The sequence below is a fragment of the Jeotgalibacillus alimentarius genome (genome assembly GCF_000829445.1).
Lineage (GTDB): Bacteria > Bacillota > Bacilli > Bacillales > Jeotgalibacillaceae > Jeotgalibacillus > Jeotgalibacillus alimentarius.
In genome coordinates, this window is the sequence record NZ_JXRQ01000025.1 from 245,659 (window position 1) to 262,692 (window position 17,034).

Consider the following 17,034-nt stretch of genomic DNA (forward strand, 5'->3'; position numbering starts at 1 on the left):
AAAAACGAAGTGCAAACTCCGTCCCCCTAAACCCCGCTCATCAACTCCCCAAATCCATCCACAGTCTTCATCTCATCGCCAAACTCCCTCAAACCCCAGACTTCTTCACAGAACACATCACACAGCATATGCTCTCTCTCACCGTGTCTAACTGCAAATCCCGCGGTCATCAGGCTTTCTGTGAGTCTGGTCATGTCTTTCATCGTGCGTTTGGCTTCGAATGTTTGCAGGTCTTGGGACATTTGCTTGAACTGTTTCAGTTCTCCCAGGATGCGCCCAGCCTGTTTCTCGAGCTCCTTATGCCACGATGAATCCTGAATCGCTTCCAGTTGCCCCTCCACCCATTTTTCAAAAATATCATCAATGCCGTTTTTGAGCAGTCGGATCAGTTCGAGCGCAAGGATATTCGCTGTTCCTTCCCAGACGGTCAGCACCTGGGCATCGCGCAGCAGCCGCGGTGTGACGAAGTCTTCTATATAACCGTTGCCGCCGTGCATTTCGATTGCTTCGTGCGAAAAGTGAATCGCATTTTCAGCGGTTTCTTTTTTCAAAAGAGCGATCAGCAGTCTGACAAGCAGGCTTTCTTCACGGCTGGCTGATCCATCTGTCACTTTGTCATACAGCGCGATCAATTCGAATACGCTGACCGTTTCAGCATGAAGGGTAGCGGCCAGTTTACCAAGGGAGTCCTTGACCATCGGATACTGCGTGAGCGGCGCGCCGAATGCTTCCCGTTTTTTAGCGTAATCTTTTGCCTCTAAAAGGGCCCTTCGCATGATACCGATTGAGGCGACCGCGTTACAGATGCGCGAGAGATTCAGCGCCTCAAGCATATAGTTTATTCCACGCGAAGGGTCACCGACGATATAAGCTTTTGCTCCGTCAAATTCCACTTCACCTGATGACACTGCGCGAACGCCGAGCTTATCTTTCAGGCGCCTGATTTTCACACCGTTTAATTCACCGGCTTCCCTCCATGGCACTGCAAAGAGTGTAAGTCCTTTAGAACCTGACGGCGCGCCTTCCATTCTTGCAAGCACCATGACAACGCCAGCCATACCGGCATTTGAAGCGAAATATTTTTCTCCGTACAGACGGTATTCCCCATTTTCACACACCGCCCTTACCACATTAGCTCCGACATCTGACCCTCCCTGCCGCTCCGTCAAAAAGGTCGCGCCTTCATACAGCGGCAGGTCGCCGGTTGAACAGACGTGCGGTAAAAATCGGCTTTTCACACTGTCATCAGCATAATGATCAAGCAGATAGGCAGTCGCCATCGTGAGCGTGACTGGACAGTAAAAACCTGCTTCCGCATGCGACACAAGAAAGCCCTGCGCAAAGCTGTAAAGATAATTCCCCTTGCGCCCGAGCGGCGGAATAGGTTCATGAACGTAACCGACAATTCCACTCCCGTACACATGCTGCACAGTTTCCATGTATCCCTCATTCACCCAGACTTTCGATTGATCATTTCCAAACCGGTCATACTTCTCAAGTCTCGGCGCTCCCTCGCGATCCGTGTGCCGCGCCCGCTCATCAATTTCATTCGCTGCAGCACGTCCAAGCTCTGGGAGTTCTGCGCTTGCAAACTCATAAAGCGGACCTTCTAGCTTTTCTTTCAACAATTTTTTTAACGTTTCATTTCCGTCAAAAAAATTACGATTTGTATCCAATTTCTCCTCAGTTAACACACGTGTCATTTCACCACCGCCTCACGCAGTACCTGTTTTAAAATTTTGCCTGACGCATTCCTCGGCAGTGCTTCCACCTGTTCATAGATCTTTGGTACCTTGAATGACGCAAGCTTTTTCGCTAAATGGGATGCAAGCTCGCTATCACTGATATCCGTTTCTGCAGCAAAAACAGCTTTTACCGTCTCGCCCCATTCAGGATGCGGCACGCCTATCACCGCTGCTTCACGAACGCCCGGTACAGTCAGCATCGCTTCTTCAATTTCTTTCGGATACACGTTCACGCCGCCTGAAATAATGAGATCTTTTTTGCGATCCACTACCCAGATATATCCGTCCTTATCACGCTTTGCGAGGTCTCCTGTCCGCAGCCAGTTGCCCGTCATTGTTTTAGCAGTCGCTTCAGGATCCTTATAATAACCAAGCATATTACCTTCCCCACTCAGCACAATTTCTCCCACTTCATCCGTGCCGGCTTCTGCTCCATCCTCGTTGATAATCCGCAGATCTGTATGAAGCGGCGCACGCTTTCCAATACTGCGTGCTTTTTCGGTATGTTCATCAGCATGCAGAAGCGCACCGCTCGGACCCGCTTCAGTCAGCCCATATACACAGACCAGCCGATCCGTGTGAAAGGCTGCTGAAATTTTCTCGATTTCACCTTTAGATAAAGGCGATCCGCCATAGATCCACCACTTCATAGACGACAGATCCGCTGCCTGGAGCTTCGGGTGCCCTGCTGTCAGTAAGTAAGCGACCGGCGCACCAAAAAAGTGAGTGGTCCGCTCCACCTCAACCGTTTCAACCAGCAGCTCAGGTGTAAATGTCGGCGTCAGCACAAGCGTCGAACCGACATACAGCCCCGCCATTAAAAATAAATGGAGCGGTGCAGAATGGCTGAGCGGCATCATCAAAAGAATCCTGCTTTCAGGCTTCACTTCCATCTCCACTGAAATCATGGACGCCACTGTAAATATATTGCGATAACTGAACAAAACGCCTTTCGGACGCCCCGTCGTACCTGACGTATAAAGAATCGTTGATTCATCATCCTCTTTCGACTGGCTGATCAGTTCCTCACCACTTTGAATAAACAGGTCATTGAAAGCAAGCCAGCCTGCGTCAGGAGCCCCGGTCGTAATCAGCATGTCCGGGGACGTCAAACCTTTTGCCGCACCTTCCACCCACTCATGAACAATCAACGCTTTTGCATCAGCATGATCTAAAATATACTCAAGCTCCTCAGCCGTCAGCTTCACATTAACCGGCACCACCACTGCATCCAGCCGCTGAACTGCTATGTAAGCGATTACAAATTCAGTCGTATTCGGTAAGAACAATGCGACTTTATCACCTTTTTGAATTCCCTGCTGCTTTAACCCATGACTGAATTGGTTGACCTTCTGATTCAGCTCACCATAAGTCATCCCGTTCCCCATAAAGCGCAGTGCATCACGATCTCCGTACTTTTTTGCCTGAAAAGCCAATAATGATGATGTGTTCATTCTCCCTACCCCTTTTCACGTAATTTTTGTTCAAATTCCTGCAGGAGTCCATTCATCTCACGCTTCATTTCCTCAAGTTCAGCAATCTTCTCATCAATCTCCGCCATCCGCTGCCGGCCGTATTCAACCGTCCGCTTAAGCTGCCTGCGACCAGATCGGTCCAGATCAAAGAGCAGCACCATTTCCTTAATCTCATCCAGCGAAAAACCAAACCGCTTTCCCCTGAAAATTAACTTCAACTTCGCCAAATCGCGTGCCCCAAACAACCGGACATTCCCATCAGACCGCTCAGGACAAACCAGTCCTAACTCCTCATAATAACGGATCGTCCGCGTCGACACCCCAAATAATCTAGCCACCTCACGAATCGTCATCTTCTCACCCCTGCATAAAAATAAAATATCATTTACGTTAACGTTAAGTTCAAGAGGGGGCGGGGAAATTCCTTTTTTGGGGACGGAGTTAACACTCCACAAGAAATGTGAACTCTGTCCCCGATAATTACAGCAATAGGGACGGAGTTTAGACTCCATATGAAGTCTAAACTCCGTCCCCAAAATCTCTCTGTGCCCCTAAAACTCTCTCATCCGCCGCAGCACCACCGCAATTATTGCAGCAAGTCCAAGCAGACCTGCCAGTAAAAACCAGGCCGTATGGAAGTTTCCGCTGATATCGATGGTGAGGCCGAAGAGTGGTGGCAGGATAATGACGCCTGCTGAACCGATTGTAAGGCTGACACCGCTTGCTGCTCCGGCTTGCTCTTTTGGTGTGAGTTCGGTTGCGATATTCATCCATAGACCGTTAAATCCAGAGACTGCAAAACCGAGGATGATGACGATGAAAACGAGTAATGGCACCAGTACACCATCTGATAAAAACGCCATTCCGAGTGTGCCTGTCAAAGCCGTGATAATAATCATCATGAGGACCGGAAATCTCTTGCCCCCGAACATTGAATCGCTCACCGTTCCCCACAGAATGCGTCCAACTGACCCGCCTACTTCTGATAAAACGAGCATCGTTCCTGCAATTGCGAGACTTAGAAACAATTCATCAGTCACAAAAAATAATAAATACGTGTTCACACTCATTTGTGATCCGTTTAAAATGAGGGCGATCAGACTGATCATCAAAAGTGGTTTATATGTAATCAGACTGCGCATGCCGCCTTTCATTGACGGTTCACGGCCGGTTTTTTCCGCCAGCTGCTCTTTATAAAAGCGGAATGCAATCACACCGCTCAGCATGAGAACGATACATGCAGCTGCAAGCGCGATCCGCCAGCCAAACATGACTGCAAGTGGTAAAAGTGCGATGGCAGCAAGGGCTGAGCCGAATGTGACACCCATTTGTTTGATGCCCATGGCAGTCCCCCGTTTAGCTGGAAACCAATATAGAATCCCCCGATTTGTCACAGGGTGCGTGGCACCGTACCCCATACCGCCGATCATAATAAAAAACAGCAGCATGTAAAACGATGAAGCAAACGTTCCAACTAAGAAGGCACTTCCAAGCACGAGACAAAGCAGCAGCAAAAGGCGTCTGGTACCAATCTTATCTGTCAGCATCCCAGCCGGAATGCTCACCAGCATCTGACCCAAAAACAAAAAGGAAGGCAGCAAACCAACCTGCGCCTTTGTCAGCAAGAGATCCTCAGCAATCAAAGGTCCAAGCGGCGCAAGCGAACGACCCACAAGCGCCACCGCCACCTGAGCCAACAACAACCAGCCCAGCATCTGCCATGAAGTCGAAAGTTGTCTATGTAAAGTTGACATGGTGTTGTCTCCTTTCCAACTTTGGGGACGGAGTTAGCACTCTGCTTGGAGTGTTAACTCCGTCCCCAATAAATGGAGTATAAACTCCGTCCCCTAAACCCACACAACTTCCACACCAATCTCCTTCATCACTTCCCCAACTGCCGATTCAAATTCAGCAGGCAGCCAGATTTTTTCAGGCAGTTGCCCGAGCTTATCTGCGAGGTCAACAAGGGTTTGCATGAGAGCCTGTTCAGGTGTCATATGGGACAAGACTGTATGATGGATAAAATAGTCAGCCGGCTGTTCTTTCACAAGACCGACAATTGGCAGATACGGTCTGTCTCCTTCTTTTTCCTGAACAGGATCATTAGAAAACTGCAGTGAAAGATCGTATACAGTTGTGGTTTTAGGCAGTTTTTCCAACCTGCTGATTTCTTCCTCACTAATTACTTTAAAACCGCCTTCTTCGATAAATTCCACTTTCTCAAGCATATCGTAGTCACCGTATAGATCTTCATATACCCCGGTTTTTTCATTTGGCACAAAGCATAAAAATTCATGCGTTTCAAAAGGATAAGGCACAGCCTTCCCGCTTTTAGCCAGGTCAGCTGCCTTTATAGCAAACTTGAGCATATCTTTCATAACCATTGCACTTTCGACTTGAAGCGGCGCTGGTACGTATCCCGGATCATAAGTACTTAAAAGAGGCCATTTTCCGCGACCGTGAAACCTCACACGGCTTTCCTTCAGTTGACGGTAATAATCCACCGGGAGCTCTTCCCTGTCACAGAACATCAATCCAAGCCCGCTGTTTTTATAAATGAAATGTTCCTGCTTCATCCGGCCGGTCATTAATTCATTCATGGCGAGCCATCCATTCGGTCCACTATAGACCGACAATCCGAACTCAACGCCGGAACTGCCAAGCACCGAACCAAAAACCCCTGCAACTCCATAATCCACATAAAAAACCTGATCCACATCGAGGTCTTCCCACGGCGCACGCTTATAAAACTCTTTCACCGTTTCATAAAGTTCATCAAATTCTCTCTCAGTATGGATGTGATCAGTCATATGACCAAAAAACTCATCGATCAGTTCATCCATTTCATCATCAAAATCATCGTCATCCAAATCGTCAAGCGCTTCTTCAATTTCATCAGTAAAAAAGTCCTCATCAGGATCTTCCCATAATTCGAACTGACTGTTCAGATCCAGGACAATCGCTTTCCCTGATAAATACTGTTCGACTTCATATTCACCGCTCAGCAAAGCACCTCTTGAATCCTCCTCAGGCGCAAGCCCTTCAGCATCCAGACAATATGGCACCTGGATATCCGCATCATCGCGAAGAACCTTCTCAACTATGATCTCATGGTGCCAGTCATCACCAAAATCATATATATAGACTGCCCGGTCCCCCTTCTTCGATAACCAGAATCCAACAGTCTCAATATCTTCATCTTCCCCCGTGCCAAACTCATCATCACCATCAATAATCGAGTGCACTTTTTTCCCTCTAGACTTTGTCACCATAAACTTATGTAAATGCATGTCTTCCCAATCAAATGCCAGCTGCAGCACCTCATGCAACTCGAAAAAACTCATATCCCCATCTATCCTAAGCCTGCGCCACACAGGCTGCTCAACATGCAAAAGCTCTACCTTCAATTCTAAAATCATAGGTACACCTCCAAGTAAATGTTATTAATATCTTAACATTAACAAGGAGTTTTAATATAAAAATAGACTGAATGAACATGGCATAGAGATGCGTTGTTCATTCAGTCTATTGTGCACTGGTATTTCGGGGACGGAGTTAACACTCCACTTGGAGTATTAACTCCGTCCCCATTTATCCAAACTCTGTCCCCACTATGCAGAGTGCAAACTCCGTCCCCAAAAAATCCTATCCCCCAAGCAGCGTCCGGTCCGACAACTCCGTCCCCTTCATTTTGCCGAATTCGTTCAGCAGGTCTGAGACGGTGAGGTGCTTTTTTCGGGCGCCTTCTTCTTCAAAGATGATTTGGCCTTTGTCCATCATGAGGATGCGGTTGCCGAGGTCGACGGCTTGCTGCATGTTGTGGGTGATCATGATGGTTGTGAGTTGTTCGCGTTCGACGATTTCTTTGGTAAGACGTGTGATTAGTGCCGCTCTTGACGGGTCGAGTGCAGCTGTATGTTCATCAAGCAGGAGCAGATCCGGCTTTGTGAATGTAGCCATGAGCAGTGAGAGCGCCTGGCGTTCGCCTCCTGAGAGCAGGCCGACTTTTGCACGCAGGCGGTCTTCAAGGCCTAGTCCAAGTGTTTCTAACTGCTCTTTGAAGAACGTCCTCCTTTTAGCAGTGACGCCTGGACGCAGTGTTCGCGGCTTCACGCGGCTGTATGCGATCGCCAGGTTTTCTTCAATGGTAAGCGTTGGCGATGTACCGGCCATCGGGTCCTGGAAGACGCGGCCGATTCTTCTCGCGCGCTTATATTCAGGCAGTCCGGTTACGTCCTGTTCGTTAATCACGACCCCACCCATGTCAGGAAACATTTTACCGGCAATAATGTTGAAAAGTGTAGATTTACCGGCACCGTTACTGCCGATGATCGTGATGAAGTCACCTTTTTTAACGTCGAGACTGATCTCATCGATCGCTACTTTTTCGTCAGGCGTTCCTTCATTAAATACTTTGTAAATATCGTTTAGCTGAAGCATGGGACACTATCCTTTCTGCGCGCTGAGTCGTAGGCGGCGCTGTCGTTTTCGCATCGTTTCTTTCTGCTTGGCAATGGCTTTGGGCAGGACGAGGGCTAAAATCACGATGATGGCTGTGATCAGTTTCAGGTCTCCTGTTTCTAGAAATTCCACGCGCAATGCGAGGGCGACAATGATGCGGTAGATGATTGCCCCGACAATGACTGCAAGCGTTGTGCGGATGATGGTTTTTTTACCGAAAATCGCTTCCCCGATAATGACAGAGGCAAGACCGATTACGATCATTCCGATTCCCGCGTTCACGTCCGCAAAGCCGCTGTATTGCGCAACGAGTGCACCTGCGAGTGCGACGAGCGCATTAGATAAGCCTAGCCCGAATACTTTATAAAAGTGAATGTTTCCTGAAAATGACGTAATCATCAGGTGATTATCGCCAACCGCTCTCAATGCAAGACCGAATTCCGTTTTTAAAAAGAAATCCAGCATCACTTTTACGATAAGGACAACTGCCACCATGACCCCCATAATTGCCCACGTACCGCCGATGCCTTCACGGATCCATGTGAAAAGGTGAGTCTGCGTAAGTAGCGATACGTTCGGTGCATCCATAATACGGAGGTTGATCGAATACAGTGCGATCATCATCAGGATACCTGATAAAAGTGGATTAATTCCGCCGACTGTATGCAGCAGTCCTGTAATCACACCTGCGATAAATCCCGCTGCAAATGCTGCTGTCACAGCGATCAGCGGATTCGCACCGTTTACGAGCATAATTGCCGCAACTGCCGCGCCTGTAACAAAGCTCCCGTCAACAGTCAGGTCTGGAAAGTCCAGTATTCTGAAGGATAAATAAACGCCAAGCGCCATTAAAGCAAACATCAGTCCAACCTCAACCGATGTGAAAATAGACATCCACATACAACTCTTCCTCTCTCCCTTTGATCAAAAAGAGCGAAGCAGCGCGCTCCGCTCATTGCTCTTACTCAGTAAATTCAGCCATCTCTTCCCATTCAGGCTTGATCTCAATACCCATCTCTTCAGCTGCATCCTTGTTGATCATCAGCTTCAGATTACCCGGGTACTGAACCGCCATTTCACCAGGGGCAGAGCCTTCTGTTAAAATCTCAACTGCCATCTGGCCGGCTTCATAACCGATATCCCCATATTCAAATCCGTAAGCCGCGAATCCGCCGCGCGCTACAGAATCCAGTTCTCCGACAAACAATGGAATATCCTGATCATTTGCAACACTGATCACAGATTCAAGTGCTGAAACAACTGTATTATCGGTGATAATGTAAAATGCATCTACTTTCCCAAAAAGCGATTCAGCCGCCTGCTTCACATCTGCAGAAGTCGAAACAGCAGCTTCTTCAACTGTCACATCCGATCCGACAGCTTCTTTTACCGCGTCAACCTGTACCACAGAATTCGGCTCGCCTGCGTTATAGACCATTCCAATAGACTTCACGCCAAGCTCCCTTGTCATAAAATCAACCGTATTTGAAATCGCATCCGGATGCATATCCGTCGTACCCGTCACATTACCACCCGGCGCCTCCATATCCTCAACCAGGCTTGCAGCTAAAGGATCCGTCACCGATGTAAACACGATCGGAATATCCGTCGTCGCATTCAGTGAACTAAGCGCACTAGGCGTAGAGTTAGCAAAAATCAAATCCACACCATCCGCCACAAACTTCTGCGAAATCGACTGACTGTTATTCTGATCACCCTGTGCCACCTGATCATCAAATGTCACATCAAGTCCGGCCTCTTCAAATGCACGCTTAAACCCTTCCGTTGCAGCATCGAGTGACGGATGCTCAACAATCTGCGTAACCCCAATCGTATATGAATCGTCTCCGCCCTCACCATCAGCAGCAGACGTCTCAGAAGTCTCTTCACCACAAGCCGCTAACACCAACACTGCAGACAACGCTGCACCAGACAACCAAACCTTCTTCATTCAAAATACCCCCATCTCAATTCACTTTTTCACTTCGATGCTTTTAAGCTTTTATGCTTTTATGTGTTAAAGTTATTATACATGAAATTGGGATTAGTGCAATAGGTTTAGGGGAGATTTTTTGGGGACGGAGTTCATACTCTACGAGAGAAGAGAACTCTGTCCCCGGGAGAAAACAATTCGGGGACGGAGTTGGCACTCCATATAGAGTGTCATCTCCGTCCCCTGAAACTTTCTGCAGCCTTATTCGTAAACGTAATCAAGGAGGAAATTTCATGCTTGAAATCCTAACATCCATTATTTCAATTATATTTGTTGCTTACACATTACATAAATATCGCGAAAAAATATTCACTCTACCTCTCAAAAGTCTATTCGCTATTGCAGGATTATTTGCATCAATTATCGCTGGTGCTGCGTTCCTGATCTACTATGTCGGTAACTGGCTGGTGGGAATGATTCCATGGTCACCCCTTCGTTTGCCAGTATTTATTGTCATTGTAATTGCAGTGATTTACCCTGCTAAATGGCTGTTGTGGTCAAATGTGTTTCGGGTTTTGCATGTGGATGCAGAGCGGGAGTAGGGGGTACATAAATCGGGGACGGAGTTCGCACTCCAAATACGTACAAAAATAGGGACAGAGTTTGCACTCCATTTCGAGTGTGAACTCTGTCCCCAAATAATAGAGTGCCAACTCCGTCCCCAAAAACAGCTCTTAAAAAAATATCACCTCATCACTCACCCGCCTGCATTCTTCTTCGATCCGCCTGACGATCCAGCGTTTTGGGAGGTTTTCTGAGGTCTGGTATTGATGGCGTTGGTAGTATGGCATGAGCTGTTTGAGCCATTCGTACATGAGGAGGTTTTGGCGGCAGGTTTGTTCGAGCCCAGTCAGACCGCCTTCTATTGAGAGGTAGTGTTTGTAGAAGTGGTCGTAGTGCCGGCCGATGGCTTCTTCGATCTGAATAGTTGTTTTGCGCTTAATTGCTTTCAGGTCGACTGTAACCTGATAGCCTCTTAAAAGATCTGCGAGCAGCCGCTTCAATTCGCTTATTACTTCTATATAAAAGACGTTTCTTCTTAGCAGTTCGTATTTATAATCATTGTCGTCCGGATAAAGATATCGCAGTTTTTTTATATTTTCTTCTATTAAACTGCTCATATCTTTTTCAAGTAGCGGCTTGAGTTCTCGATCAACATCAGCAGAAATTTGTTTGCCAAGAATAGCTTTTTCTTCTGTCAAAGGATCTAGTATTGGTAATTCTTCTATCATTTTCTTCCTGAAAAAAGCCATTCTTATTTCCTCCATTTCACTTAAAATATACAAAAAAAGCTGCCGCGGCAGCTCGTTTAGTTGTAGAAGCGTTTGAAGCTTTCAAATTTGGACTGCCAGTAGCCGCCAGCCAGACTTGAAATGGTGACACCATTATCTCCGGCATGGATAAACTGGTTGCCTCCAATGTAAATGCCTACGTGTGAAATCCCTTGTTTATATGTATTTTCGAAAAATACGAGATCTCCCGGCTGCGGGTTGCTGACTTCAAAAGACCGTGCGTGCTGGCCTTCTGAATTGGTACGTGTGATATCAAACCCTGCCTGCTTGTGTACGTAGTAAATAAAACCGCTGCAATCAAATCCGCCCGGTGCTGTGCCGCCCCATGCATAAGGCGTACCAAGGTGCGACTGGGCCTCTGCAAGCAGTTTGCTGACGCTCGCTGTCACATTCTCTGAGCCCTGTGAAGTCTGGACTGGTCCTGCAGATGGCTGGACAGATTGAACTGACCCTTTTAAACGAAGCTTCTGACCGACTCTGATCATGTCTGAAGTCAGCTGATTAATATTCTTTAATTCTGACAGCGACATTTTATGTAAGACTGCAATTTTACTGAGCGTGTCGCCGCCTTTTACGATATAGTCACTGATGGCTGGCTGCGCTGTACCTGTCGGCTGTGCCTGCTGAGCAGTTGCACCCTGGCCGCTGACCGTCAGCTTTTGTCCAGCGTATATGATGTGTCCGTTCAGACCGTTTAATTCCATCAGTTTCGCAAGACTGATATTGTGTTCCGCTGCAATTTTAGATAATGTGTCACCAGGTTTGATCGTATATGTACTGCTGCCTGTAACAGCTGGAGTCTCAGTATTTGCCGGCTGACTGGCTGTTGCAGCGCCTATTAATTTTAATGACTGGCCTGGATGAATGATATGAGATGACAACTGATTAAGTGCAGTGAGATCAGCTACTTTTGTACCTGTTTTGGCTGAGATTGCTGATAAAGTATCCCCTGGCTGTACGATATAGACTGCCGCCTGCACTGATGCAGCGCCGGTGCTGTTACCTGCAGGAGCTGTTGCCGCTGTAAAGGTTGCCGGCTCTGCAGAAATCTTCAGTACCTGATTCGGCCGTATGAGTTCAGAACTCAGGTTATTTAACTTTTTAATATGGTCGACAGACGTTTGATATTTGTTTGCAATCTTCCAAAGAGAATCCCCGCTCGATACCTTGTGGGTACTTGCCTGGGCTTCCGAATCCGTTCCCCCAAAAGCCGCCACAGCTATCGTTGCTGCAGCCGTATACAACCACTTCTTCAACCCGCACACTCTCCTTCAAACTGTTAAATTCAATTAACCTGTCCTATTAATTATCAGATAATTAAAATATAAGTCTATAATACTTCCTTTTGGGAGGTAAGTGATATTACAAAAGTGTTACAAATAAATTTAGAAAAGGGCCTTTTTGAGGACAAGGAAAGGGACAGAGTTCGCACTCTGCGGGGACGGAGTTCATACTCTATTTTAGAGCTAACTCTGTCCCCGGCATGTGGAGTGCAAACTCCGTCCCCAAATCAAACTCTGTCCCGGAGTATAAACTCCGTCCCCCAAAACTCTATTCCATCAACATATAAATCAGCTTCGCGGCCTGGGCGCGGGTTGCCGGCTGTTTAGGGCCGAAGTTGCCGTTGTTTAGGCCTTGCATGTAGCCAAGTTCTGTGGCTGCGCTGACTTCTTCTGTGAAGTAGATGTTGTCCTGGTCAGTGTAGTTTGTTGTTGTATCTGCCTGGTAGTCTGTGTTGTTTTTAACATTATAGGCACGTACGAGCATGGCAGCCATTTGTTCGCGGCTGATTTCGCGGTACGGTGCAAATGTGCTGTCTGTGATACCTGTTGTGATGCCTGCTTCGAACGCTGCGTTGATCTCATCTGCATAAGCACCAGTTACATCGTCAAAGTAGCTGTCGCCTTCTGCTGTTAGGTTCAGTGCGCGAACTACAAGTGCTGCAAATTGTGCACGCGTGACTTTGCCTTCTGTATCAAATGTGCCGTTCGGTTTACCTTTAACAATGCGATTTGTAGCGAGTATTTCGATGTATTCTTTTGCCCAGTGACCTTCTATATCAGTGAAAACGATAACACCTGGTAATTCCGTTACGTATTCATCAAATGTCAGGCTGTATTTAGCAAAACCATTCTCGCCTTCACCCACATAAGCGATATTGCTATCTTCTGTCAGGTAATCCTGCGCTTTTGGTGATGATTCAAATACAACATTTACATCAGCATCGATTGGAGTAAATCTCCAGTTACTGTCTGCAGAAGGGTTGATTGTGCCTTCTTCTAAAATGTAATTGATCAGTACGTTACGGTTTTCATCCGGTGATTCAATGATAATGTTACTGCCATCGATGCCCGGGAAACCACCGCCGCCGCTTGCACGGTAATTATTTGTCGCAACGATAAATTGTTGGTCTGGATCAATTGAAAATCCGTTATACTCAAGGTTTTTGATACGATTAGCTGATTCGTTGATCAAATTACCATCGACATCATATTTCAAAGGTTCAGTTACATCAATTTCATACGTAACGCCGTCAATCACGTCATAGTTGTATGAACGGAATTCTCCGTTTACAAGTTCCTGCTCTTCAGTTGAGTCAGGATCGATTGTGTTAAATTGACCAGCTGAGCGCTCGAGCCATTCTTTTACATCAGCGCCTGTAATCAGAACGGCCTGCAGCGTATTCGGGTACAAATAGAGGTCCGCTACGTTTTTAATCGCAAGCTCGCCGGCCGGAATGTCTGTGTAGTAAGACGAGTCGCCGCGCGTTCCTGCTTTAAATGGAGCACCTGCTGATAAAACCGGCAGTCCTTCGTATTCAGTTCCCTGAATATAATTTTCCACATACCATTTCTGAGCGTTCGTGACGATCTGGATGGATGGGTCGTCTTTTACCTGAGCAAAATAGCTGTTAATCGGCGCAGTCGTTGTCCCTACAGCACTTCTCACCCATTCAACTGTATCGTTATGGTCCTCTTCAATCACTTCATAAAGTTCTTCCACGCGGTCAACCAGCGCAGCTCCTTCATCATCCGCAATACCGCGCGTTGATGTCTGTGCGTTCATGACTTCCCACTTACCGTCTTTCAGCTGAATATCAAGGTCAACAAGGCCAAGATGGCTGCCCCAATAGCCCGGCATCACAGAAGGCACGCCATTGATCGTTCCTTTTTCAACGTCTACCCCTTCAATACCTGCGTAATCTTCAGAAGGGAACACGCCATGTGAGTGGCCGAAAAGAAGCGCATCGATTCCCTCAACTTTTGAAAGATCATACGTAGCGTTTTCTTCCATACCGTTTTGCGTCACGGATCCGATACCTGAGTGCGGAATCGCAACGATCAGGTCAGCGCCCTCTGCTTTCATTTGTGGAACGTACTTCTCAGCAGACTCCACCATATCTTTTGCGATAACTTCCCCTTCTAAATTAGCTTTATCCCACTGCATGATTTGAGGCGGTACGAATCCGATCACACCAACCTTAATCTGATGTTCATCGCCCTCTTCATCGACCACTGTGCGCTCAAGAATTTCATAAGGCTTAAAATAAGAAACATCATTTGAAGGATCATCGTCACCATCATCTACATACACATTTGAATTCACATATGGAAATGCAGAACCTTCAAGCGACTGATCCAAAAAGTCCAAACCATAGTTAAACTCATGATTCCCAATATTCCCGGCATCATAATTCATCATATTCATGACTTTATAAACAGGATGCGTCTCGCCTTCCTTCAGCGGATTCTCCTTCGCAAAATAATCACTCAGCGGATTCCCCTGAAGCAGATCCCCATTATCAAAAAGCAGACTATTTTTCGCTTCCTCACGCGCTTCCATGACAAGCGCAGCCGTCTTCACCAATCCATATGCATCCGTCTCCTGATCCTGATAATAATCATAGTTCACAAGATTCGCATGAATATCAGTCGTCTCCAGGATCCGAAGCTTTACAACATCCTCACCCATCACCTCAGCATACGACACAGACGGCGTCGCCATTGGCACAATCAACCCCAAAGCCAAAGCTCCTCCAGCAAACGCTTTCAATTTACCACCTTTTCTCACCATCAAAAACTCCTCCCTATGTATCATTGGTTAGATCAACCAGTTTTATTTTACCATTTGGTGGATGGATTTGGGAAGAATGAGAGGAGCAGCCTGAGGTGTTTTTGTAATAATTTTAAAAGTAGCACAGGAGGGACGGAGCTTCGTGTGCCGAAATTAGAATAAATATAAAAATAGCACAGCAAGCTCCGTCCCCACTGTGCCCCTATGAACATTCTTTGTCAAAACCACATTCCCTACTTACATTTCCCGCGCTACATACTATAATGGGGTATATCAAGCATAGAAAGGACGTCTGCTTTATGAAATTCAAATCGCTTTTAGCATTATTATTTGCTTCGATTTTATTGGTTGCTTGCGGTAATGAAGGCACCGAGGAAGCTGCATCTGAGAACAGTGCATCTATTGATATAAAAGAACTTGTAAATGATTTCAGTACTCGTGAAGTGAGTGCTGAACAGGCTTCAATCACTGGAGAGACGCTTACGATTACTGAAGAGGACGGCAGTGAGGAAACACATGATGTGTCAGGTGAGGATTTCTTCGTGTCGATCGCACCTTTTGTTGATCAGACCCACTCGTGCACGTTTCACAGTCTGACTGGGTGTCAGGGCGAAATGATTGAAGAAACGTTTGACGTTTATATTGAAGATTCAGAAGGCAATGTGATCATCGATGAGAGCATGACCACTTTTGAAAACGGCTTTATTGACCTGTGGCTGCCACGTGATGAAACGTACAGTGTAGTAATCGAACAAGATGGAATGAGTACAGAAGCTGAGATCTCAACATTTGAAGGAGATCCAACCTGCATTACAACGATGCAGCTCAGCTGAAAAAATGACGCAGGAGACATGAGCCTGCGTCATTTTTCATTCATTTATCTCAAATTCAGCGGCGAGGTTATACTTGTCATAGTCACCTGCTTCTCTGAAATCCATGACATCCTTCACAATGCGGTATTCCCCATTTTTCAGCGTACCATATAACCCGTTCCAGGAAGTTTTCCATTCAACAGCAGAACTTGGCGGCACCGTATACGCGATCGCTTCAAACCCATGATTCCCCTTAAGTATGATCGGAACCTTATACCACCTGCCATTTATTTTCTTTTCGAGGGCATAAGATTCACCATATTCCATTTCCTTCTCAGAATCATTCTCAATCACCACAGTCACACCTGTCTTTGAAATTGACTCTTCAACCACACTCATGCTGACACCTTCAAAATCATTCACTACTTCAGCATCTGTTGGCTCCCAGGCAGTTTCTTCTACACCGGATAAAGTGCAGCCTGTTAAAAAAGCACAAAGGTGAGAATTCCTGAAATAATATGCGACTTCATAGTGCTTTCACCCTTTCTTTCAAACTGTAAATGATCTATTTTATAGTAAATTCCGCAGAAAGATAATTCCGCTTTTTAAAGCTCTCTGACTCAGAGTAGTTGATTCCTTTCAGGATCCGGTATTCGCCTTTATTAAGCTCCCCGTAAAGCCAATCCCATTCCATTTCTTTTTCTGCAGATGAGCCTGGGGCAATGGAGTATCCAATCGCGGTAAAACCATATTCCCCTTCAACAGTGATTGGAACTTCAAACCACTCACCATTTACCTTTTTCTCGAGTATATAAGCGTTTCCATACATTACCTCTCTGCCAGAATCATTCTTAATCACCACAATCGCACCCTTTGAAGTAACAGACCCTTCTTTCACTTTCATGCTTACACCCTCTAACGTGTTCACATCCTCAACTTCTGACGGCTCCCAGTCAGCTTCTTCAGCGTTAGTAGTAGAGCATCCGGCTAAAAGTAACATTAACAACACACCAGATAAAATATGTAATTTAGTCATGTTTTTACCTCCTTTTGGAATTAGACGTTGTGGAGGGGAGGAAGTTTCATTTGGGTATTTCGGGGACGGAGTTGGCACTCCACTTAGAGTCAGAACTCTGTCCCCTATATTTGGAGTGTTAACTCCGTCCCCAACCTGCATACTAC

At 46.5% G+C, this 17,034-nt stretch carries 15 protein-coding genes; 2 read left to right on the plus strand and 13 right to left on the minus strand.

What is annotated here, in order from left to right; all coding sequences use genetic code 11:
* Positions 1-26: 26 nt before the first annotated feature.
* The 8 genes from KP77_RS13765 to KP77_RS13800 form a co-directional block, all read right to left on the minus strand.
* Positions 27-1,703 (minus strand): acyl-CoA dehydrogenase family protein, encoded by a 1,677-nt coding sequence (locus KP77_RS13765; protein ID WP_041123296.1) that lies wholly within the window; start codon positions 1,701-1,703, stop codon positions 27-29.
* A complete protein-coding gene (locus KP77_RS13770) occupies positions 1,700-3,199 on the minus strand; it encodes a class I adenylate-forming enzyme family protein (protein ID WP_041123297.1) in 1,500 nt (499 codons plus the stop codon). The genes KP77_RS13765 and KP77_RS13770 overlap by 4 nt, the downstream gene beginning before the upstream one ends.
* Before the next feature lie 5 nt (positions 3,200-3,204).
* Complete coding sequence (locus KP77_RS13775) at positions 3,205-3,573, minus strand: MerR family transcriptional regulator (protein ID WP_041123298.1); 369 nt, start codon at positions 3,571-3,573, stop codon at positions 3,205-3,207.
* A 198-nt stretch (positions 3,574-3,771) separates the two neighbouring features.
* The gene (locus KP77_RS13780; RefSeq protein ID WP_041123299.1) at positions 3,772-4,974 is read right to left on the minus strand and encodes an MFS transporter; all 1,203 of its coding nucleotides are present in this window, start codon (positions 4,972-4,974) and stop codon (positions 3,772-3,774) included.
* 93 nt (positions 4,975-5,067) lie between these two features.
* Positions 5,068-6,639, minus strand: a complete 1,572-nt coding sequence (locus tag KP77_RS17635; protein WP_052474247.1) for a plasmid pRiA4b ORF-3 family protein — start codon at positions 6,637-6,639, stop codon at positions 5,068-5,070.
* Between the two features lie 226 nt (positions 6,640-6,865).
* Complete coding sequence (locus tag KP77_RS13790; RefSeq protein WP_041123300.1) at positions 6,866-7,660, minus strand: ABC transporter ATP-binding protein; 795 nt, start codon at positions 7,658-7,660, stop codon at positions 6,866-6,868.
* Between the two features lie 6 nt (positions 7,661-7,666).
* A complete protein-coding gene (locus KP77_RS13795) occupies positions 7,667-8,581 on the minus strand; it encodes an ABC transporter permease (RefSeq protein WP_041123301.1) in 915 nt (304 codons plus the stop codon).
* Between the two features lie 61 nt (positions 8,582-8,642).
* Positions 8,643-9,632 (minus strand): ABC transporter substrate-binding protein, encoded by a 990-nt coding sequence (locus KP77_RS13800; protein ID WP_041123302.1) that lies wholly within the window; start codon positions 9,630-9,632, stop codon positions 8,643-8,645.
* 275 nt (positions 9,633-9,907) lie between these two features.
* Here KP77_RS13800 and KP77_RS13805 point away from each other — a divergent pair, with 275 nt between their 5' ends.
* Positions 9,908-10,216, plus strand: coding sequence for a hypothetical protein (locus KP77_RS13805; RefSeq protein ID WP_041123303.1), 309 nt, complete (start codon positions 9,908-9,910; stop codon positions 10,214-10,216).
* Positions 10,217-10,348: 132 nt separating this feature from the next.
* Here the strand turns inward: KP77_RS13805 and KP77_RS13810 are convergent, their stop codons facing one another.
* The 3 genes from KP77_RS13810 to KP77_RS13820 all read right to left on the minus strand — a co-directional run bounded on the left by KP77_RS13810 (position 10,349) and on the right by KP77_RS13820 (position 15,040).
* A complete protein-coding gene (locus KP77_RS13810; RefSeq protein ID WP_041123304.1) occupies positions 10,349-10,927 on the minus strand; it encodes a hypothetical protein in 579 nt (192 codons plus the stop codon).
* 56 nt (positions 10,928-10,983) lie between these two features.
* Positions 10,984-12,222, minus strand: a complete 1,239-nt coding sequence (locus KP77_RS13815) for a LysM peptidoglycan-binding domain-containing protein (RefSeq protein WP_041123305.1) — start codon at positions 12,220-12,222, stop codon at positions 10,984-10,986.
* 295 nt (positions 12,223-12,517) lie between these two features.
* Positions 12,518-15,040 carry a bifunctional 2',3'-cyclic-nucleotide 2'-phosphodiesterase/3'-nucleotidase gene (locus KP77_RS13820; RefSeq protein ID WP_084218713.1) on the minus strand — a complete coding sequence of 841 codons (2,523 nt, stop codon included), beginning with the start codon at positions 15,038-15,040 and terminating at the stop codon, positions 12,518-12,520.
* A 299-nt stretch (positions 15,041-15,339) separates the two neighbouring features.
* On the opposite strand from KP77_RS13820, the gene KP77_RS13825 reads away from it, so the two are divergent.
* The gene (locus KP77_RS13825) at positions 15,340-15,873 is read left to right on the plus strand and encodes a CueP family metal-binding protein (RefSeq protein WP_041123306.1); all 534 of its coding nucleotides are present in this window, start codon (positions 15,340-15,342) and stop codon (positions 15,871-15,873) included.
* 36 nt (positions 15,874-15,909) lie between these two features.
* Here KP77_RS13825 and KP77_RS13830 read toward each other — a convergent pair whose 3' ends face one another.
* Positions 15,910-16,251, minus strand: coding sequence for an immunoglobulin-like domain-containing protein (locus KP77_RS13830; protein ID WP_160289533.1), 342 nt, complete (start codon positions 16,249-16,251; stop codon positions 15,910-15,912).
* A 166-nt stretch (positions 16,252-16,417) separates the two neighbouring features.
* Positions 16,418-16,888 (minus strand): immunoglobulin-like domain-containing protein, encoded by a 471-nt coding sequence (locus KP77_RS13835; protein ID WP_052474252.1) that lies wholly within the window; start codon positions 16,886-16,888, stop codon positions 16,418-16,420.
* Between the last annotated feature and the right edge of the window lie 146 nt (positions 16,889-17,034).